Source organism: Paenibacillus sp. J31P13 (genome assembly GCF_056269295.1).
In genome coordinates this window covers 506,661-526,537 of record NZ_JBWDNR010000001.1, presented here as the reverse complement: position 1 = coordinate 526,537, position 19,877 = coordinate 506,661, and the positions used below count along the sequence as shown (strand labels likewise).

The 19,877-nt window shown below is 41.9% G+C and carries 18 protein-coding genes, 4 tRNA genes and 1 riboswitch; of the genes, 2 read left to right on the top strand and 20 right to left on the bottom strand.

Annotated elements, in window-relative coordinates; all coding sequences use genetic code 11:
- Positions 1-363: 363 nt before the first annotated feature.
- The 4 genes from AC0YOD_RS02145 to AC0YOD_RS02130 all read right to left on the bottom strand — a co-directional run bounded on the left by AC0YOD_RS02145 (position 364) and on the right by AC0YOD_RS02130 (position 4,674).
- Positions 364-1,770: an exosporium glycoprotein BclB-related protein gene (locus AC0YOD_RS02145; RefSeq protein WP_475797595.1), complete on the bottom strand. Its 1,407-nt coding sequence runs from the start codon at positions 1,768-1,770 to the stop codon at positions 364-366.
- A 595-nt stretch (positions 1,771-2,365) separates the two neighbouring features.
- On the bottom strand, positions 2,366-3,100 hold the full coding sequence (locus AC0YOD_RS02140) for a CAP domain-containing protein (RefSeq protein WP_475797594.1): 735 nt from the start codon (positions 3,098-3,100) through the stop codon (positions 2,366-2,368).
- 303 nt (positions 3,101-3,403) lie between these two features.
- Entirely contained in the window at positions 3,404-4,123 is a 720-nt protein-coding gene (locus tag AC0YOD_RS02135) for an ankyrin repeat domain-containing protein (protein ID WP_475797593.1), read from the bottom strand.
- Positions 4,124-4,598: 475 nt separating this feature from the next.
- Positions 4,599-4,674 (bottom strand) — tRNA-Val (locus AC0YOD_RS02130).
- 199 nt (positions 4,675-4,873) lie between these two features.
- Here AC0YOD_RS02130 and AC0YOD_RS02125 point away from each other — a divergent pair.
- Positions 4,874-5,833: a protease complex subunit PrcB family protein gene (locus tag AC0YOD_RS02125; RefSeq protein ID WP_475797592.1), complete on the top strand. Its 960-nt coding sequence runs from the start codon at positions 4,874-4,876 to the stop codon at positions 5,831-5,833.
- Between the two features lie 73 nt (positions 5,834-5,906).
- Here the strand turns inward: AC0YOD_RS02125 and AC0YOD_RS02120 are convergent, their stop codons facing one another.
- From AC0YOD_RS02120 to AC0YOD_RS02110, 3 genes are all read right to left on the bottom strand, one after another.
- On the bottom strand, positions 5,907-6,395 hold the full coding sequence (locus tag AC0YOD_RS02120; RefSeq protein WP_475797591.1) for a hypothetical protein: 489 nt from the start codon (positions 6,393-6,395) through the stop codon (positions 5,907-5,909).
- A gap of 143 nt (positions 6,396-6,538) precedes the next feature.
- Positions 6,539-7,075, bottom strand: coding sequence for an MORN repeat-containing protein (locus AC0YOD_RS02115; protein WP_475797590.1), 537 nt, complete (start codon positions 7,073-7,075; stop codon positions 6,539-6,541).
- A 145-nt stretch (positions 7,076-7,220) separates the two neighbouring features.
- Positions 7,221-8,102 (bottom strand): LysR family transcriptional regulator, encoded by an 882-nt coding sequence (locus AC0YOD_RS02110; protein ID WP_475797589.1) that lies wholly within the window; start codon positions 8,100-8,102, stop codon positions 7,221-7,223.
- Between the two features lie 121 nt (positions 8,103-8,223).
- Between AC0YOD_RS02110 and AC0YOD_RS02105 the strand changes: the two genes are divergently transcribed.
- Positions 8,224-8,964 (top strand): SDR family NAD(P)-dependent oxidoreductase, encoded by a 741-nt coding sequence (locus tag AC0YOD_RS02105; RefSeq protein ID WP_475797588.1) that lies wholly within the window; start codon positions 8,224-8,226, stop codon positions 8,962-8,964.
- Between the two features lie 170 nt (positions 8,965-9,134).
- On the opposite strand, the gene AC0YOD_RS02100 is transcribed toward AC0YOD_RS02105, so the two are convergent.
- The 13 genes from AC0YOD_RS02100 to AC0YOD_RS02040 all read right to left on the bottom strand — a co-directional run bounded on the left by AC0YOD_RS02100 (position 9,135) and on the right by AC0YOD_RS02040 (position 19,875).
- On the bottom strand, positions 9,135-9,557 hold the full coding sequence (locus tag AC0YOD_RS02100; RefSeq protein WP_475797587.1) for a GNAT family N-acetyltransferase: 423 nt from the start codon (positions 9,555-9,557) through the stop codon (positions 9,135-9,137).
- A gap of 66 nt (positions 9,558-9,623) precedes the next feature.
- Positions 9,624-10,187 (bottom strand): DJ-1/PfpI family protein, encoded by a 564-nt coding sequence (locus AC0YOD_RS02095; protein WP_475797586.1) that lies wholly within the window; start codon positions 10,185-10,187, stop codon positions 9,624-9,626.
- A gap of 72 nt (positions 10,188-10,259) precedes the next feature.
- Positions 10,260-10,338: riboswitch (ZMP/ZTP riboswitch) on the bottom strand.
- A gap of 331 nt (positions 10,339-10,669) precedes the next feature.
- Positions 10,670-11,350 carry a hypothetical protein gene (locus AC0YOD_RS02090; RefSeq protein ID WP_475797585.1) on the bottom strand — a complete coding sequence of 227 codons (681 nt, stop codon included), beginning with the start codon at positions 11,348-11,350 and terminating at the stop codon, positions 10,670-10,672.
- The gene (locus tag AC0YOD_RS02085; RefSeq protein WP_475797584.1) at positions 11,350-12,243 is read right to left on the bottom strand and encodes an ABC transporter ATP-binding protein; all 894 of its coding nucleotides are present in this window, start codon (positions 12,241-12,243) and stop codon (positions 11,350-11,352) included. Before AC0YOD_RS02085 ends, AC0YOD_RS02090 begins: the two co-directional genes overlap by 1 nt.
- Positions 12,243-12,611, bottom strand: a complete 369-nt coding sequence (locus AC0YOD_RS02080; RefSeq protein ID WP_475797583.1) for a GntR family transcriptional regulator — start codon at positions 12,609-12,611, stop codon at positions 12,243-12,245. Before AC0YOD_RS02080 ends, AC0YOD_RS02085 begins: the two co-directional genes overlap by 1 nt.
- A 244-nt stretch (positions 12,612-12,855) precedes the next feature.
- On the bottom strand, positions 12,856-13,518 hold the full coding sequence (gene rnhA, locus AC0YOD_RS02075) for a ribonuclease H (RefSeq protein ID WP_475797582.1): 663 nt from the start codon (positions 13,516-13,518) through the stop codon (positions 12,856-12,858).
- A gap of 173 nt (positions 13,519-13,691) precedes the next feature.
- A tRNA-Leu gene (locus AC0YOD_RS02070) sits at positions 13,692-13,777 on the bottom strand.
- Between the two features lie 21 nt (positions 13,778-13,798).
- A tRNA-Ile gene (locus AC0YOD_RS02065) sits at positions 13,799-13,875 on the bottom strand.
- 36 nt (positions 13,876-13,911) lie between these two features.
- Positions 13,912-13,988, bottom strand: a tRNA-Met gene (locus tag AC0YOD_RS02060).
- 109 nt (positions 13,989-14,097) lie between these two features.
- Positions 14,098-14,262: a hypothetical protein gene (locus AC0YOD_RS02055; protein ID WP_475797581.1), complete on the bottom strand. Its 165-nt coding sequence runs from the start codon at positions 14,260-14,262 to the stop codon at positions 14,098-14,100.
- 275 nt (positions 14,263-14,537) lie between these two features.
- Entirely contained in the window at positions 14,538-16,061 is a 1,524-nt protein-coding gene (locus AC0YOD_RS02050) for an ABC transporter substrate-binding protein (protein WP_475797580.1), read from the bottom strand.
- 5 nt (positions 16,062-16,066) lie between these two features.
- On the bottom strand, positions 16,067-16,951 hold the full coding sequence (locus AC0YOD_RS02045; protein WP_475798342.1) for an ABC transporter ATP-binding protein: 885 nt from the start codon (positions 16,949-16,951) through the stop codon (positions 16,067-16,069).
- 11 nt (positions 16,952-16,962) lie between these two features.
- The gene (locus AC0YOD_RS02040; protein WP_475797579.1) at positions 16,963-19,875 is read right to left on the bottom strand and encodes an FtsX-like permease family protein; all 2,913 of its coding nucleotides are present in this window, start codon (positions 19,873-19,875) and stop codon (positions 16,963-16,965) included.
- Positions 19,876-19,877: the final 2 nt, after the last annotated feature.

Below are 19,877 nucleotides of genomic sequence, written 5' to 3'. Positions count from 1 at the left end.
TTTGATACTTTTCTATCAAAATATTTGTTCCTCGCACTCTTTTATGCACTACTGGGCATTGTTTTTATCTTTGTTTTCTTTAAAAAGCGTATGTTTGGAGACGCTTCTCCTAAGGTGAATGATGCTAAGCCTGCAACATTTCAACTACTCAAAGTAATGGAGAAGGTTCTAATTTGGGGCGTAATTGGCTTTATTGTCATTCAACTGATTAGAATTTATTTCATATAGTGATTCTTTTAAAATCCTAATGATCAATGTAAATAAAACAAACGGCAGACTAAGGGAAGTTCCTCGATCTGCCGTTTTGCATTGTTTCTATTAAATATTATTCAAATTATAAGATATGAAATGATAAACCATACATTATGAGATTGCTACACCCGCACTAGCGTAGCCTATCAAAGTACTAACTAAACCTCCGGCATCTGTTGCTGAGAAAACCAGTAACAAACGTGTTTCCGCAGTTACAGGAATATTCAAACCGCTATTAATTCCTGAACTCATCCCACCTACAGTAATAATGCTAGTGATAGTTGGAGAAAGTGTCACTTCAGCACCTGGTATTGGTGAAAAAATATTACTTGTTGCCGTAGAACTAAATAATCGTGCTACAACAGTTACAGTAGAACCTAAAAGTACCACTGAAGCTGTATTGCTAAAGGTAGCAGATATAGAAGTAATGGTAGCATTACGAGGAACTGAGAATGCAAAATTAAGAAGTCCGCCTCCTGCAATACTTGTAAGATTGATATTCCCTCCCACTAAAGCAATACCTGGAAGAGCTGTACCAAAACCTACTAGGCTTGTTAAACCTACCAATCCACCTAATACGGTGGTCATCTCAATTGGAACCCCTGAAGCATAAGGAATTATTGCACCTATTCCTGCTACTCCTGTTGCTCCCGCTGCTCCGGTTGCTCCTGCTGCTCCTGTTGCTCCCGCCGCTCCTGTTGCTCCTGCTGCTCCTGTTGCTCCCGCTGCTCCTGCTGCTCCTGTTGCTCCCGCCGCTCCGGTTGCTCCTGCTGCTCCTGTTGCTCCCGCTGCTCCGGTTGCTCCTGCTGCTCCGGTTGCTCCCGCTGCTCCGGTTGCTCCCGCTGCTCCTGTTGCTCCTGCTGCTCCTGTTGCTCCCGCTGCTCCTGTTGCTCCCGCTGCTCCGGTTGCTCCGTCTGCTCCTGTTGCTCCCGCTGCTCCTGTTGCTCCCGCTGCTCCTGTTGCTCCTGCTGCTCCTGTTGCTCCTGCTGCTCCGGTTGCTCCTGCTGCTCCTGTTGCTCCTGCTGCTCCGGTTGCTCCTGCTGCTCCTGTTGCTCCCGCTGCTCCTGTTGCTCCCGCTGCTCCTGTTGCTCCCGCTGCTCCTGTTGCTCCCGCTGCTCCTGTTGCTCCCGCTGTTCCGGTTGCTCCTGCTGCTCCTGTTGCTCCCGCTACTCCTGCTGGTCCCTGTGCTCCCACCGGTCCCTGTACTCCTGCTGGTCCCTGTGCTCCTACTGGTCCTTGTAATCCTGTTGCTCCTGTCGCTCCTGTTGCTCCCGCTACTCCCGCTGGTCCTTGTGCTCCTGTTTCTCCTGTAGCACCACCAGCTGGACCTGGCGCTCCTGTTGCTCCTGTTAGTCCAACAGCACCTTGAGGACCTCGAAATCCTTCTGGACCCTGATATCCTTCTGGGCCTCGATATCCTTCTGGACCTCGAGGTCCTTGTGGACCTTCAGGCCCTTGAGGACCTTGATGACCTTCAGGCCCTCTGCATCCATGACGTCCCCGCGGAACATTAACCAAAACTTTCTGAGTAATTTTCTTCTTAACAACAATGATACCATTTCCATGTTTTCTTCTCTTTGAACAGCTACTTGCAGTTGTTTTTCTTATACAACGTTTCTTGTGATTATTTGAGTGACTCAGTGAAAGCACCTCCTTATTATTTGCCTTATACTATGTTTGTACTCTATCTATTGATTGGGGCGGTATCTCCTCTAGTCATTAACTTTCCACTAATTTTGCGGAAATGTGTGTTTGGTATTCATATAAAAGCCTTCTGAATTGAAAGTAAGAATACTTGGATTTATTTGTAACTAGTGAAAAAAACTACACGTTAAGGATAGTCTTGTGATGATCGCAGAGAGATCCATGATTTTCACTTTGAAATTTTAATCGAACATTATGTATGAATAGATACTGATTAAACGGAAGAATTGATAAGCTTAGTAAACAAACCGGAGGATAGTGTGGAAGAATCAAAGAAATAAATTTCTATTACTAGTTAATCTAGAGGACATTTAAGTTAAAAAGCCCCGCATCTGCGGGGCTAGGGTATTGTTCTATTTGGCTTCCTCACTAAATTTATCACTTCGACGTGATGTACTATTTCAAGTACTTAACCAATGAATTCTTGAACCCATTCTCCGTTGTAATAAGCAATCCCAATTTGGGTAAAACTATCTTTTAAAATATTAGCTTTATGCCCAGGACTGTTCATCCAATCATTCATAACTTGCGTCGGGCTGTTTTGGCCTTTTGCGATATTCTCACCCGCTGAGCTGTATTGGATCCCGAACTCCTTCATCATATCGAATGGAGAACCGTGTTTCGGTGAATTATGATCAAAATAATTATTGTCGTACATATCCTTTGCTTTAACCATCGCCATTTTTGATAATTCGCTATTCATACTAAGGGATTTCAACCCCACTTTGGATCTTTCTTGATTTACCAAATCTAATACTTGCTGTTCAAACTGGGATTGGGACGTTTTTGTTGTCTCATCCGTTGTTGTTTTTGCCGGTGCTTGATTCATTGGATTTTTTACCGATGTTTGATCGCCATTTAACCAATCAAACCAATTTGAAGAAGATGAATCGGGTACTTGTTTCATCGAAATAGGTGATTTCCCATCCCTCGATGTAATTGATGAAGCTTGGGTCATATTAGATTTCGGTGCTGTGTTATGAGCTTTAGTCGTTTTAGTCTCAATACGTGTTTGATGAGGTGTCACTTGCTTTTGCGTCACGTTACGTGTTTGATGAGGTGTCACTTGCTTTTGATTCACGTTGTTATTAGCTGTACATCCAGTTATCAATAAAAGTCCTGCTAAAACAATAATTCTAAACATTAAACCCATCCCCCTCGATTGACGTTATCGAGTTTAAGATTCACTATTAGGTCATCATTTATTCTTCAATTTTCGTTCTTTGAATGTCCATAAATTGCGATCCACTCTTCAACGCCAGAAGCGACAGCTTTTCCTATGGCAAGTCAGATTTGCTTTTTATAAAAATTAGGTTAATAGTTAACTTAAGCTCCTGACCATTAAGCTTTAATGTAATTTGCAACAATACGGAGAACCAGTGCTAATTTTCCGATTTAATCCAATAAAATAGCAAAAGCACCCCCACATTAGGGGTGCTTTTTAGAGTTAGGCTTTCTCTACAGAAAGAAGCGCAATATAATACGCACTATTCGGTACTGCTAAATCAATTGGATATTTACCAGCATTGTTTTTGTATTGTTTTTTTACTCCCAATTCATTAATCAGTTCGCCGAAATAAAAATTACTATCCGCGATAATAGCAGTGTGTAAGGCTGTTTCACCTTTTTTGTTTTTCAATTGAGGATCAACCTTACCGTCTTTTAGAACCTTGTAAACATCAACATTATTTTCCTTAATGGCCAATTGCAACAAAGAATCTCCTGATTCCTCATCTTGACTGTTCACACTGACCTCTTTAGCGCCTATAGCTACTTTCAGTTTATTAGCATTCATCTGTCCATCAATACTAATTATCGCTTTTAGATTCTTTACGTATTTTACCGTAGTTTCTTGATCATCTTTTCCATCGGTGTTCCCATTATTTGCAGGATTAGTTGAAGTAGATTTCTTACTCAAACTGATCTGTGTATCTGTTAACCCCGTTACAGAGTAGCCCAAACCATCAGCGACAGTTCTTACTGGCAAGTATGTCCGACCATTCACTAGTAATGGCTTGTCAGTTAGAGCAAGTTGTTTTCCATCTACCGTAATTTTAACGTTCATTATTTTTGCAACAAGGTCAGTGTTGGCAGCTACAGCAACAGTTGAAACACTTAATGCTAGACCGAAAACCGCCCCAGCTATAAATGTAGGTAATTTTTTCATTGGTTAATCCTCCTATATAATAAAGTAGCAAACATCACTTTTCATTATAACGGAATATTTATCCAAGTGCATGTTTAATTTAAAACCATATAGTGAAGCGTTGAATTCTATAGGAGTATTGGATGTATTCGATAAAAAAACCAGATTCTTGGGCTTTTAGACGATTTGGGAATGATTCTGATACCAGTGACAGCCAACTATCTTTTATCCGGGATCGTGGTTTAATCACTTTGATTATAGGAGTTATTTTTATCTTAGGTGGAATACTCAACATTATTAATTGATGGAATTCCCAAGTCTTTGCCTACAACTTCATGGATTGCTATTCTTGCTCCGCTTGTTGTAGTCTTTGGACTAATTATCATTATGAAAAAATATGCTTTCGGGGATATGTTCTTTGATAGCGGCACCATAGTTATTTCTGAAGAAAATAAAAAGAACCCTTGCTGGACAAGGATTCTGTGTGTTTAAGTTATGGTGATCTGAACAGGGTTCGAACCTGTGACCCCTACCCTGTCAAGATAGTGCTCTCCCAGCTGAGCTACCAGATCATATTAGCGACAATTAATAATATATCAGGATTCAAAGGTGAAGTCAACGGTTTTTTCAGCTTTTTATTGGGTTATTTTACATATCGACGTTTTGGCTATACTAATAAAGAAGGGTCATATCAAATCATAAAGATGCAACAATTTACCTTATCCTCACGTCAATGTAAGTGCTGCAGCAAAAATACTAAGGGGTGATTTTATGAGAAAGCGATCTTTTCTAATACTGACTCTAGTCGCTATGATGCTTCTGACACTAAGCCAGACCGCATGGGCATTTAAGGATGTCAAAAATGACGCTAACGAACAAAAAATAATTGAGCTTCAAAAGCAAGGAATTTTAAAAGGCGGTAATAAAGATGAGAAATTCAATCCAAACGGTAAGTTGACTTATGCGGAAGGCATATCAATCATTGTCAAAGGCATGGGGCTTAATATTGACAACATTCGTTTCATTAAAAAACCGGAAGCTACTGATTACTTCCCGAATCTTAAAAATAATGCCTGGTATTCAGAAGCTTTCATCATAGCAAGCATCAACGGTCTTGATATTCCAAAGTCTGTTAAAGCTAATGACACGATGACTCGTGAGCAATTTGCCCACCACCTTTTTAAAGGCATTATCAAAAATGGCGATTATGCCTTTACTGAAATTTACATGATGCTTAAAGATGAAGGAGAAGTTAATAAGACCTACATGGATAGTATCCAAAAGCTGCTTATTAGCAAAATCGTAACCATTGATAAATCCAACAAGTTTTATCCTAAACAAGCTATTACACGCAGCATTGCAGCAGGCTGGTTATATGACGCTATCACCTTTGTAAAGGAGACTAAACCAATCGAAAACCTGCCTGAACAACCAAATCTGACATATAACTTAACCGTTACTCCAGTAAATGCAGAAGTGAACAAGGTTACTATAAGCGCACAAGTACCGCATCCTGGTTATGGAATCCGTATCTCCTCTATCGGTTTTGAAGGTAAAGAAGCTATCCTATACGTCGAAGCTATTTTGCCTGATCCAGACAAGATGTACCCGCAAGTGATTACCGATGTTCAAGTATCCACTTACGTTGATGCAGCTTACAAACCAGTTCTTCCTACATCAGCTAATTCGAGCACATCTAGTTCATCCAATCTAAAGATCATCACCGAATAAAGGAATAAGGCTTCTCTGCTTGTCTGATCCATTGATCTGACAGCAGAGAAGCCTTTTTTCAGTGCGATATTTCTTATTGCTCTTCATCAAACCAATTATAGAAGTTGTTGTTAATAAATTGTGCAACCAGCATATAGGGTGCCATTTCTTCAACATTCAAGTCTTCCTTGCCTCTAATTTGAAAATAAAGCCACAAAGCGATCGTATCCGTAAATGTAATCGGATCATAATCGGTTCTGCTCATTAAATCCGCGATTAAACCCATACAATCTTCGAAGGCTGCCTCGCCATCCAAATCAAACTCATTAATTTTTATTTTGAAATACGTATAGAGAATAGGATATTCTTTGTTTCGTACTAGGGACTTACTGAATAAGGAAGTTGAAAAGGCAGCAACTAAAATACCAAGCTTCCATCTTCTTTCTTGCTCGCTAATCGTGTGATCCTGCTTAAATCGTTCTATAAGATCACTATATAGATTCTCTTTTAAAACGTCGACTTGTGCAAAAAGCAATCTTGATTTTTCCTTAAATAAAGATTCTTCTTTATGATTTGAGAACAAATGATATCCCCCTTCAAAGCTGGAACTGTTATGAAGTCTATTATATCACAGGTCGATTGCATTTTATAAAACCGCTAACGGCAGCATTATTGCAAAAAAAGAAGAAGGAGAAGCTCCCTCTTCTTTTTTATATGTATGGATTATTATGTGCCAAATACCTGATCATCGGTCCGCTGATCATTCGTATCTACCGAAAAAAGATAATTTCCAGAGCTATGTCTTTTTCCATGAATCCAATATCCCTCATACGTTGTATTGTCTGACATCTCCTTCATAATGCCATGTCCATGCATCTGGTCATTCCGCCAATCTCCTCTATACTCCCAGCCGCTCGCATAGCGACGATAATAGCCTTTACCATGTCGTAAACCGCACACCCATGATCCTTCATAGCGATCCCCACCAGCTAGATCGAATGTTCCTTCGCCATGAAAAACACCATTCAACCATTTCCCGCTATAGCTGTAACGCTTGAATTTATCCGTCAATTTCCCAGTACCTTGAGGCATTCCCTCATGCCACTTCCCAACATACTGCAGTCCGTTATTGAAAATCACAACGCCATAGCCATGGGGTTTACCGAGCTCTTGCTCTCCTGTATATACATAACCATTCGATTGGTTCATTCCTTTAAATACATCTCTTATGCACGTTATAGCTTGATTGAAAACTTCTGTCATTAGGCACCATCCTTATTTATAATAAATAAGAGTATATGGCAATCCGTCTAAACATTCTGTCACAAGGTGTTGTCGTTTAATATTTTTTATTAGACAAAAAACTACGTTCTAAAAAAAAGAAAGTTAGGACGCTATCAAAACCAACCTAATCTTCATAAAGCACATGTGCAAGATGTTGATACAGCTTTGCGCTTGCTTGCTTCAAAGGGTAATCGGAAGCTTTGCATAACAAGCCTAAAGTCATATCTATGCTCCTGTTCATCTTGCGTATTGTTGTTCCTGCTATTTCCGGCTTCAAAGCAATCTTTGGTACGAGCGCAATGCCTAATCCACTTTCAACATAAAATTTCAAAGCCGTCATACTCCCAATCTCCATCGTATCGAGCGAAATAATGCCAGCTTCCTGCAAAACCATCTCCAATTTCTTTCGATACGGACACGCTGCTGCTGTGATAAGGAGTCGATGAGCCTGTAAATCATGAGCTTCAATGACCGTTTTTTGAGCAAGTGGATGATCCGAAGGCATCAAAAGTACAAACTCTTCTTTAAATAACGGTTCAAAGTATAGCACTGAACCGAGATTAGGCGTCGAACATAAAGCCAAATCAATTTCCCCATTCAGAAGCTTTTCACTCAAAGCAGGGGTGCTTGCAATATCTAACGAGATTTGAATGCTTGGGTATTGAGCGATGAAACGTTTTAAAATTTCTGGCAAGCGATAGCTTGCATTTGGCTCCGTCACCCCCAAACGAACACTCCCCGCTTCTCCTAACTCCATATCCGACAAGCTTCGTTGCAGTTGATCCATTCGTTGTACGATATCTAAGCTTTGTTCATAAAACAGTCTTCCCGCTTCTGTTAATTGAATTTGTTTGCCGCGTGCAAGGAGTTGAACGCCCAAATCTGCTTCAAGCTTCTGTATTTGCATCGTTACGGTCGATTGCGCGTAATTCATTTCTTCTGCAGCTCGATTAAAACTCCCATATTTCACAATCAAATGGAATGTTTTCAATGTTTTTTTATCCACATTTATACCTCTTTTTAAACCATTCATTTTTTTGAATTGAATCATCATTTAATTCAATTATACAAATCCTTTTTTGAGAAGTAAAATTTAACTATCATATCTTTCATTAAGGAGCTACCCTATGAACTTGAAAAACAAAGTGGCCATTGTTACTGGCGGAGGTACTGGAATTGGAAGAGCAACATGTCTCGCTCTTTCCCGTAGAGGTGTAAAGGTAGTGGTGAACTATTCACGTTCCACATTCGAGGCAGAAGAAACGGTTGAAATGATTAATAAAGAAGGCGGTCAGGCTTTCATCTATAAAGCAGATGTTTCTATAGATAACGAAGTAAGATTGATGTCCGATGAAGTGGTTCAGTGTTTTGGAGCGATTGATTTACTCGTAAATAATGCCAGTATAACCTATCATATTCCGATTGATGATTTAGAAAGTGTGACAGAGGAATCCTGGGATAATCTATTCAATGTAAATGTCAAAGGAATGTTTAACTGCGCGCGAGCTGTCGCTCCATACATGAAGTCAAACAAACAAGGAGCTATTGTAAATATAGGCAGTATAGCCGGTCAAACTGGTCTGGGCTCCTCTCTCCCTTATGCAGTATCCAAAGCTGCTGTTCACGGACTAACGAAATCATTAGCACGCGCATTAGCTCCGGCTATTAGAGTCAACTGTATCGTACCCGGAGCGGTCGCGACAAGATGGTGGACCGGCAGAGAAGAACAGATGAATAAGCTAGCCCCTCAACTTTTGCTTCAGCGCATTTCAACACCAGAGGATGTAGCTCAATTAATTTGCGTAGCGCTAGAGCAAGAAGCGATGACAGGTCAAATTATTACAGTAGACAGCGGTCAAACGCTTTAATACCATTGAATAGCTCTAAACAATCAATGGAAGCCTCCGTTTCAACATCCTCTTTCTCGCATATCATTACAAAATAATGAGCAGCTATTGCGAAGACACCTCTTCACAAGCTGCTCATTTTTGCTACAGAATCATTAGTCCCAAACAAACTGCTTAAAGTAATTGTAATCTTACACAGTTTTAATAAAAGTAACACGATCAAAGTCAGTAATAAAAAAGTCTTTCTCATATTCGATTTGATCAAAGCCTAATTGCTCATAGAAAATCAGAGTCGCCTTATTCTCAGCATGACCAAGTGTATACAGGATCACCTTTTTCTCACCGAGCTCTTTCATTTTTTCGCAGATACTTTGGATCAATGCCCTCCCTATACCTTGCCTCTTAATTTCCTTCTTAACGACTACTCCAACAATTTCATATAGCTTTAAATCCAAATTAAATAGGAAGCCTGCATGGCCTAAAATACTTCCATCTTCTGTGACCATTACAAAATAACCGCTATTCTCAGTGCTTTTATTTGATAAATAAGCATTCCAGCGCTCTGGATATTGGTTGATGATGAATGCAGGAAACTGAAGGCTATGCTCTCTCATTATCCCCATAACAAATGGTTGATCTTTTCTTTCTAATGATCGGATCAACATAACGAACGCACCTTCTTATTTATAGTATGGATAATCCATCATATCTTGAACTTGCTTAACGCCATCCGCATGAGTAAGCGATTCGACAACGAATAACCCAAGGTCAATCGACGCCGAAACGCCTCCTCCAGTAAAAACATTTCCATCACGGACAAAACGCTCTTTGACTACCTCAGCACAATAAGGTGTTAGGAGGTCGAACGCGGATCGATTCGTCGTTGCCCTTCTCTCCTTCAAAAAGCCAGCTGCGCCCAATATTAAGGCACCTGTACATACGGATACCTTGTATTCAACATTTTGAGCGGTTTGAATCCATGAAATAAACGTGGAATCGAACCTAAGCTGCCGGGTAGAGAATCCTCCTGGGATAAAAACCAAATCATATCCTGACAAGTCAGGGTAAACATGATTAATTTTAATCGTTAATCCCCTATCGTCGGTAATCTCTTCTTTATTGGAGCAAAAGTCCCATGTCACATCATCTTTCAATCCTAATACCTTCATTCTTGTTAATGCATCATAAAACCCCACAAAATCTAATGTTGTCATGCCATCAAACAGTATAAAAGCCATCTTCATTTTGATACACCTTCCCCTTCTTATTATTTTATTGTTAAGAAAAACAAAAAAAGTATTTGATCCAATGATCAAATACTTTGCCCAGGCGTACGGCCGTTATCAGTGTGCTCCCTCATGGTCATCCATGTTTACGCCAGTAACACACTGTTCAGTTGTTTTTATTATTATACTTTTTATTGTCAGAAAATTCAATATTCATTCCTCATATAGGTAATCGATTATATGAGCCAACAACAGCCCAAATCATGTTATGGATCATAATCGTCCAATCGAATCTAGTAATTTAAGAATAGAATAAATTATCTTCTAGAAGAGGAGGAGATACGAATGAGATTCAGAAGAAATAAAGTGATTGTTGTATTTGTTAGACCTGGTCAAAGAGTTCTTGTTATCGCCAAGAAAAACCGCAAGCGTAACCGTCGATTCTAATTTTTTTGCTGCGCCTGATCATTCAGGCGTTACTACATAAGATGACTAACAGATTATATCGTTGAACGGCGAAGCAGAAGATAAGTCACGCCTGCGAATATAACGATGAGAGGAAGCATCCATAGACTATAGTCCAAAGCTGTTTGTTTGCCCATCCAATCAAAGATGGCTGGATACCAGTTTAATTGTGTCGCCATAAATCCTAAAATTGTAAATATGAATAGAAGAACCGCTGAAATGATAAACATGCCATTTTTCCCTGTACGCTTGTGAGTAGCAGCAATCATCATTCCCGAAAAATGCATGAACAACAGAATGACAAGAGGTACTGTGAACTGATTGATAAGAGGACCATCACTAAGATACGGTACATTAAAGAAGTACAATCCGCTGCCCCAAGCCCCCGTCCAATTTTCTATGAGTGCCAAAAGAAAAAGCAGGGCGGCTGATCCAATGCTTGTTAGAATGATCATAGCCGAGGTCCCCAAATAGTAATCCTTTCTACTCACACTCAAACCAATCGCGAACGGAAATGTCTGTGCCAGTGTGATAATACCTGCTACGAACATATAAATGAAGATGCTCGCAATCCCACCGGTTCTGATAGGCTCAATGACAAGAAGACTAATAAAAAGATTGACAATAAAGCTCGAAAGCATGACCAGCCAAGGGATGATAAACCATGACCACTTATCTCTGCTATGCATTTTAACTACGCTTGCGACTCGATTCATCAGACTTCTACCGCCTTTCTTTGCGTCTTTCCATTCGTTAGATAAATAATTAACTGCTGTAGGGACACAGGAGCAAGCTCAAGTCCCAATGCTTCTGCTTGCCTGCGTTCCCCAGTATTCCAATGGCCAATTACAGTTGCTGATACCAGATTGCCAAAAGGTTCACGATGGATGACCTCCTTGCCCGCTGTGAAGGAATCCACAGCAGCTTTAGGTCCTGCAAGAGAAAACGCTCGGCCGCGAAGCGCCTCTGCATCCTCATCAATGATTAAGGTTCCATTATCAATTACCATCACATGCTCCAGTATACGGCTTACTTCATCGATGAGATGTGTAGATAGAATAACTGTCCGAGGATGCAGGGCATAATCCTCAATCAGACGATCATAGAACAAGCTGCGGGCTACTGCATCAAGACCTAGATAGGGCTCATCGAATATCGTGAGCGGCGCACGGCTCGCAAGGCCAACAATAATGCCGACTGATGAGAGCATCCCTCTGGAGAGCTTCTTCATTCTCCGTTTCAGCGGAAGGCGAAACTCCTCTGCTAATGAGAGCGCATAATCGTTATCCCAGTTGGGAAACAAGGAAGCAGACGTGTTCAGCACATCCAAAATACGATAAACATCAGGATACTTCTGGCTCTCCTTGATAAAACAAATTTGACTGAGTACGCCATTATTTTCGTAGGGATGCTCTCCGAATACTCTTAGTTCCCCGCTAGTTGCGAACAGCTGCGCTGTTATCATATGCATGATCGTCGTCTTCCCTGCCCCGTTCCTGCCCAGCAATCCGTAGATTTTCTCTTCTTCCATGGTGAAACTGACATTATTTACTGCCTTCACATCTCCATACGACTTCGTCAACCGATCCAACTCGACTACTTTACCCATTATGAATTATCCCCTCTCCGGATCATTTCCGTTAATTGATCAGCTGTGATGCCAAGCTTCTTCGCTTCTCGAACCATCGTCACTACAAACTCTTCGAAGAATAGTTCTTTCCGCTTCTCAATTACTTTCCCACGAGCACCCTCTGCCACAAACATGCCAATCCCTCGCTTTTTGTACAAAATTCCTTCGTCAACGAGCATGTTTACACCCTTCGCGGCTGTTGCCGGATTGATCTTGTAAAAGGCTGCAAACTGGTTCGTTGAAAGAACTTGCGATTCCTCAGGCAGTACACCCTCAATAATGTCATCTTCGATTCGTTCTGCAATTTGAACAAATATAGGGCGGCTGTCATCAATCAAAAATGCCATTTCTCTATCACCACCAAACTGGTTAACTACTCATGTAACTAACCATACAACCTAAAGGGATCATTGTCAACGAATTTTACAAAAATAGGCTGTTCCCACTGTTTATCACACTATTTATTAAGTCGATTCCAATATTCATTCCACAAAAAAACTCGGTCTCAACACTTGTTGTTGCAAGTGTTAAAACCGAGTTTTTTTACAAAATAATAATTTCATCCTTATGGTGATCATCTATCATTGCTTTTTATTTACGTCCAAAATCCGCTTTAATTTCTCCCCACTCTTCCGTATTCCATTTAACAATTTTATTGTCATACGTATTTGTCTTCAACCAATCTAATGCCCAATCAGCCAATTCCCAAATCTGCTTCGTCGAAGCATCTCTGGTCAAGGTTGAAGCAACCTTCTTGTTTCGTATCCAAGCAAGAGCAGTCCTTGAATCACTATAGATAGTTTTGCTGCTGCCTTGTTTCTTCAAGTAATCAAGCCCATGGATCACAGCGATAAACTCACCAAGATTATTCGTTCCGTTCGGAATTGGGCCTACATAGAACAATATATCCCCAGTCCCTGTATCCACGCCTTTGTATTCTACCGGTCCGGGATTCCCCCTTGTGCCAACATCAACAGAAATACTATCATAATCTATTGATTGCTCAGCAGGCTCTGAGGAGCGCTTCTGTGCGCCAAAGGTAGATTGTTGAGGTTTGTCCTTAATTGGCGCTTTACCTTTGCCCCAGTGACTTTTCCAGCCTTCCTTGAAAGCAGTCAACGCCTCAGCCTTTGACTCATAAGATTTATATTTAGCCTCTGGATATCCATTCACTTGTTCTTGGCATTGCTTCCATGTCTCATACACACCGCTTTGTTTGCCAACCCAAACTACATAATGCTTGCTTGCTGCCATTGTTCGAAGCCTCCGCCCATATTATCTTTTCTCAAGAAAAAAATCCCCCTTTACTACAATCTGTGATTAATCTCAGATTGTGTAAAGCAAGGATCTCATTCTATTACTATGTAAGCATTCAGTTTATTAATCCCTATAGTAAAGCACTAGTCTTTACTAGGTTTTAATAGGTATGCCGAGGACGGGAATCGAACCCGTACGGTGGTCACCCACCGCAGGATTTTAAGTCCTGTGCGTCTGCCAGTTCCGCCACCCCGGCATGTTGTAAGAGCTTTGCAAATGGTGGGCCCTGAGGGACTCGAACCCCCGACCAATCGGTTATGAGCCGACCGCTCTAACCAACTGAGCTAAGGGCCCTCGAAAACGTATATTTCAACGTATTGATCGAAAGGTTGGTTGCGGGGGCAGGATTTGAACCTGCGGCCTTCGGGTTATGAGCCCGACGAGCTACCGGGCTGCTCCACCCCGCGACGTATATCCATTTGTTTCAAAGCTATTTGAAATGGCGACATAAAATAATATACTACAGGAGGGGGTTTTAAGTCAAGCAAATTATACTAATTTATTTTTAATATTTTTTTAAGGTATAAAACGCACGCCATAGCGGCCTTTTCGCGAGCGAAATACTTCTACTTCGTGAGGTGATTCATAACCGTAAATCCACCAATCATTCTCCATCCTTTTGACAAGGCACCCCGCTTGAAACTTCGTTTCATACAGTCGTACCCAGTATACCCATCTCATCTCTATCCCTCCTTATAAATGAATTTTAATAATTGCTTCTTTAAGTATGTGAAACTTAGAATACCCTAATTCAGGATAAAACAAGCAAGCTAGAACAAATGAAATCGACTTCCTATCACCCTTCACATCAATCATGATTATGCCTATTAATGGATATCCTTGAGACACAGCAGCTCGTATTGCCGCCTGTAAAAGCTTTCTCAACTATGAATAGACATATAACCAAAAGAAAGCCCACAATCGACTCTAGGCCGATTGTGGGCTTTCTTGTTTCTTTATTCACCTCTAGGCATTGGCATAATACCGATTGATCCATCGGTGCCTCCACCATTCGGATTAGCCTTTATTTTCTCTAACACCGCATTACCCTTCGTTTCCCACTCCGCCAGAGCCTCTTTTGCTGTCTTCGTCCCTTTCAGCACTTCCTGGAACAGCTCATAGCTGGAATTCGATGCTTCATAAATACCAGGCTTTTCACGATAAAGCTTATCTGGATCCGCAGATGAAGGCGGGATAGGTCTCAGTGATGTGAAAGCATCCATATTGTATTGAAGTCCGCCAATTGGCGTCAAAAATTCTTTACGCGCAACCATCTCATAAAGGCTTCTTGATTTGAGCTTAGCCCAATCCCGGCCATTCGTAAATTTAATAAATTCCCAAGCATCTTTATCATTTTGTGCCTTTGCATTGATACCCATCAATTGGCTTAACCCAATGCTGCCTCCAACCTCAGGATCAGAAGGACTAACCGGTACGGTTACTACATCCCAATCTACTGCTTCAAAATCTTTAATTTTCGATGCGTTGTCTTGTGCTTTTTTCAGTTCATTGATATAACCGTATTCACCGATAGTCATTGCAATTTTTCCTTTGATGAATAAGTCACCATAGAACGGATCATAGCCGCCAGTTTGACTTTGCTTCTCGTACATTTTGTTCATATACTCCTGATTAGGAATAATTTTATCATTGTATAGCGACGCAACAGTACTCCATACATCTTCCCATTGAGCCGTGTTGACAAGCATTTTCTCGCCTTTGTCATCCCACGTTTTCAACTGCAGCGAAGAAGCATAATTTTGCATATCACCATAGCCGTCAGAACCTGACCAGCGGTTAAACGAGAAGCCAAACTTACGATCCTCTCCTTCACCATCTGCTACCGTTCTTGCAAGATTAAGAACTTCCTTCCATTCCATCTTGTCAGTTGGAGGTGTTAGTCCTTTATCTGTAAACATTTTTTTATTATAAAAAAGTGCTGAAGAGCTGAAAGTCGGTGTGAGTGCAAATAAATTACCGTCACCTGCGGCTTTGATACCGTTAATAACAGTCGGAACATAATCAGTTAAATCGAATTTATCCTGTGTAATGAGTGGATCAAGCTGCTTCAGCAAGTTATCCTGTGTTAAACGGCGCAGCATATTGTAGTCAAGAACGACAACATCAACAGGATTTTGACCATTGAGCATTTCTTTCATCTTCTCATAAGGATCCGGTTGCTCTACTGGTTTACTTGAGTCTTCTGGTTGATTAAATCTTTGATCATCGTAATTAATTGCACCTACGATTTCAAACGTAATATTTGGATGTGTCATTTCGTACATATCTGTATACTGCTGACGGAAATATGGTTCGTTGTCCGAGCCGCCGTATAGAACGCCTATACGCAATACACGTTTCTCTGTGGAATCACTGCCGCTCCCACTGCATGCTGACAGCAAGCCGATCAGCAGTGTAAGTGTTAAGCTAATCATCGTGAATTTAAGAAATTTTGATTTCAATACTCGTCTGTTATTCATTCGATTTAACCCCCCAATGATTTAGGCGGAGTAATAATGATCCGCTCACCGTCAAACTCCATTGTAGCTTTATCTTTAATATTTAGAGCTGTGAGATACTCCTTTGGCACTTGCAAGCGTCCGACTCGGTCAACCACAACATAGGCTTCATGAATCGTTTGCAAGTTTCCAGCTACGACAAGCTCTGCTTCGCCATCCGCATTAATATTCGGATTTCGCTTTATAAACTCCGTACTCGTTAATCCATCGCGAATGGCAACGACACGATCCACCTTGCTTGCTAGTGACAAATCATGCGTTACAATGACGATTGTAATTCCAATTTCACGGTTAAGCTTACGGAAAATACCCATAATCAAGTCGGAGGTTGCCGTATCTACGGAGCCAGTCGGTTCATCAGCTAGAAGTAGCTTTGGTCTATTGGACAACGAGATCGCAATAGCAACCCGTTGTTGCTCCCCGCCTGAGAGCTGATGAAGCTTGTTATGCATACGCTCCTTCAGCCCTACCCACTCCAGTAGTTGCTTCGCATAAGCACGATCAACCTTGCCTGAGAGCATCATTGGCATTTCTACGTTTTCTAGCGCAGAGAGGTACGGCAGCAGGTTTCGGGCGTTATTTTGCCAAATGAAGCCTACTGTTTCCCGCTTATAACTGACTAGATCTTCTTCGGTAATTTTCAACAAATCCCAAGGTCCCACTTTAACCTGACCAGCAGAAGGGCGATCAAGACCGCCCAACGTATTGAGAAGAGTTGATTTCCCGCTGCCGCTATTTCCGATGATTGCCATTAGCTCGCCTTCATTGACTTTTAAATTCAAGCCTTGCAGGGCGACAACCTCTAGATCATCGGTTTTGTATATTTTTACTAATCCTTCGCAATCGATCATCGCTGTCGTCATCAACGTTCCTCTCCCATCTTGACCGCCTGATGGACTCTCAGCCTACGAATATGCAGGAAGAGTATCAGTGCGCCAACCAGCATCATAAATCCAACTACAATAAATAACTGATTGGTATCGTTTGAATTGAAGATTACACGGAACGGCGGTACCGTTTCAGCAACATTTTCGGTCGTTTGCAGGAATGGCAGGAAGAGCAAGCTGACCGCTTTACCGATTAATACGCCAAGCCCTATCGCAAGACCTGCCGTAAATACTTGCTCCAGCAACAGCATGCCAGTAAGCTGCCTGCGCGAGAGTCCCATTGCGCGAAGAACCCCAAATTGAACGACTCGACCTGACAGATTAAAGAACCAATAAAGGATATAACCTGCCAACGTAATAATGACTGATACAAGGAATCCTAAGCTTAGAATACCGAAAACGCCGCCCCTTGTTGGATGTTTGGACTGAGTTAATAGCTCAGCTCTTACGTCCTTCACGGTAGCCAGCTCAATACCAGCTTTTTGAAGAGACTCAATAATAGGTCCAAGCTTCGCATCAGGCTTCATTTTCAACCAAACCTCGTAAGGCATAATTGGAAGCTGATCATAAATATAATCCAGATTGGTAATGACGAATGGTGATTTATCCGGATACTGGCTAGGCCAATACGGCAGGATGCCCACTACGGTAAACTCAATCATCCCATCTGGGAAACCAACTGAAATAGGGTCACCGAGCTTCAATTGATTTTTCTCGGCTACCTTGGATGGGATAATAGCTGCATGCTCATACAGTCCTAAATTATTTAAATAATAGAAAGGATGAACCGGAGACAAATCATTTCGGAACCATGCTACTTTCGAAAAATCGACGTTATCGATACCCATTACAGTACCTTGACCGATCGATTTCCCAGAAATAACGATATTCCCTTTTGTCTGCAAAACACGTGCTGCAGCTTCTACTCCTTCTAGCGTTCGGAATAACTCAAAAGGAGGTTCCGTGTATAAAGTACGCGATGGCACGGTTTGACCGCCGCCACCGCCTCCTCCATTTCCTCCGCCAGACCCGCCACCAGATCCACCGCCCGAGCCACCGCCATTTCCTCCACCTGTTCCGCCGCCAGAACCAGAATTCCCTCCGGATGGTTGTATAATCTCCGGTGAGCCTTCCCATACGGTCTGAATTGTGACATCTGTACCATATTTATATAAGGTTCTTTCTGTCGAATTCAAATCGATGGTTCGAGCTGCAGAAGCATTATATACGCCAAGCCCAAGTGTCAAAACCAATAAAATCATAAGCGGATAATAGCCTTTAGAAGAGCGTGAAAGCTGTGTTAGCGTTAAATAAATAGGCACTGGCAAAAATTTGCGTCCCAGCCAATTAAATAGCTTCAGGAACCACGGAAACAAACGCAAGCAAAATAGTCCAAGAGCAAAAATGGCTAATGCAGGTACGAAAAATAGGAATGGTTGAACATTTAACTGATCTGTAGTCATTCCCGTTTGGAACGTAAGCATTTGCCGCTCGTTAAACATATACCAGCCGTAGCCTGCGGCACCGACTAGCAGTACATCAAGATACCAGCGCTGCCAGCCTGGCTTTCGATCGGATCTTGCAAGCTCCTGCTTGTAGTTTACGATTGAAGACCTGGCATAAATGATAGCAGGTATAATCGTCGCAAGAAGTGCAAGCACTACAGCTGCCACGCCTGCAATGATCGCTTCCGTAGAGAAGCCAACAGGAATCGACTTACGACTGACGAAGGATAGAAAGCCATTGGCTGATCCGATGCTCTTCGCCATAAACCATCCGATAAACGGTCCTATTGCAAGTGATATTCCGCCCAGCAGCAGTCCTTCAAGCAAATAAATCCATATAATCTGCCTTGTACTGGAGCCGCGGCTTCGGAGCACTGCAATATCGCTTCGTTGTTTATCCAACGATTGACGTGCGTTCATCGCAATGAAGTAAAAAACCATCGCTAGCATAGGTGCAGCTAGCGTGAACAGCAAGGTTTGCAGCTGCAAGCTTTGCTTCTTAAACTCCGTCAGCGTGGAAGCGAAGGAAATTTCCACTCTTGTATCTTTCAGACGCTGATACAATTCGATGTTGAGTCGCTCTAGCGTTCGACCGAGCGGTGTCAACTGGCTTGTTTTAATCTCCGATAAATCAAACGCGTAATACCAGCTTGCATTGTGAAGAGGAATCTTGTTCTTTTCTAGCAGCGCTTTGTTGAATGCTACATCACTGATTTGGAACGTATTCAGTAATCCCTCCATGCCTTGATACCAATATGAACTTGTATCATCAAGCGGTTTTACCGCCCCGACGACTTTGACCTTAAGTGTTAGATCAAGTCCGCCGTATATCGGATACTCAAAAACATCGCCGATATGTATATCATTTCTGTACATTGCTTCTTCGAACATAACCGCTTCGAAATTGGTTCCGTCCCCTTCAGCGTTAACAAACCATCTGCCTTGCGTCAGCTCTGTGCTTTTTTCCAGCCCAGACATGCTCATAATAGTAAGCTGACGATTGCGGCCAGCATCTACCTTGGAAGGATCCTCGGGCACAACTTCCGAGCTTCGAATGGAATAGCTGTTAACAAAGGTTTGAAATGGAAACCCAATTTCTTTCGGCACACCCTCAGAAATGTAACGCTGGACCTCTGCCAGCGACTTTGTGTCCGTCTTCCCACCTGAAGGTGATTGATAACGCATAAGCAGCGATCCTGCCGGTAAGCCTTCACTTTTCTTCTGCAGAGATTCGGCTACGACTCTCTTTAGAGCGCCGTCTGCGTACATCGGTATACTCGTTGCGAAAGCTACCGCTAAAGTAAGACCGGCCAGCGTGCTTAACGTAAGCCAACGCGTGTTCCACATTTTGCGGAACAAAAAACGAAACAACGGAATTCCCATTG

Excerpts from the sequence above, each read along its gene's own strand:
- AC0YOD_RS02140 (WP_475797594.1), bottom strand. The coding sequence starts at position 3,100 with ATGTTTAGAATTATTGTTTTAGCAGGACTTTTATTGATAACTGGATGT.
- AC0YOD_RS02135 (WP_475797593.1), bottom strand. The coding sequence starts at position 4,123 with ATGAAAAAATTACCTACATTTATAGCTGGGGCGGTTTTCGGTCTAGCA.
- AC0YOD_RS02125 (WP_475797592.1), top strand. The coding sequence starts at position 4,874 with ATGAGAAAGCGATCTTTTCTAATACTGACTCTAGTCGCTATGATGCTT.
- AC0YOD_RS02115 (WP_475797590.1), bottom strand. The coding sequence starts at position 7,075 with ATGACAGAAGTTTTCAATCAAGCTATAACGTGCATAAGAGATGTATTT.
- AC0YOD_RS02105 (WP_475797588.1), top strand. The coding sequence starts at position 8,224 with ATGAACTTGAAAAACAAAGTGGCCATTGTTACTGGCGGAGGTACTGGA.
- AC0YOD_RS02100 (WP_475797587.1), bottom strand. The coding sequence starts at position 9,557 with ATGAGAGAGCATAGCCTTCAGTTTCCTGCATTCATCATCAACCAATAT.
- AC0YOD_RS02095 (WP_475797586.1), bottom strand. The coding sequence starts at position 10,187 with ATGAAGATGGCTTTTATACTGTTTGATGGCATGACAACATTAGATTTT.
- AC0YOD_RS02090 (WP_475797585.1), bottom strand. The coding sequence starts at position 11,350 with ATGAATCGAGTCGCAAGCGTAGTTAAAATGCATAGCAGAGATAAGTGG.
- AC0YOD_RS02085 (WP_475797584.1), bottom strand. The coding sequence starts at position 12,243 with ATGGGTAAAGTAGTCGAGTTGGATCGGTTGACGAAGTCGTATGGAGAT.
- AC0YOD_RS02080 (WP_475797583.1), bottom strand. The coding sequence starts at position 12,611 with ATGGCATTTTTGATTGATGACAGCCGCCCTATATTTGTTCAAATTGCA.
- rnhA (WP_475797582.1), bottom strand. The coding sequence starts at position 13,518 with ATGGCAGCAAGCAAGCATTATGTAGTTTGGGTTGGCAAACAAAGCGGT.
- AC0YOD_RS02055 (WP_475797581.1), bottom strand. The coding sequence starts at position 14,262 with ATGAGATGGGTATACTGGGTACGACTGTATGAAACGAAGTTTCAAGCG.
- AC0YOD_RS02050 (WP_475797580.1), bottom strand. The coding sequence starts at position 16,061 with ATGAATAACAGACGAGTATTGAAATCAAAATTTCTTAAATTCACGATG.
- AC0YOD_RS02045 (WP_475798342.1), bottom strand. The coding sequence starts at position 16,951 with ATGATCGATTGCGAAGGATTAGTAAAAATATACAAAACCGATGATCTA.
- AC0YOD_RS02040 (WP_475797579.1), bottom strand. The coding sequence starts at position 19,875 with ATGGGAATTCCGTTGTTTCGTTTTTTGTTCCGCAAAATGTGGAACACG.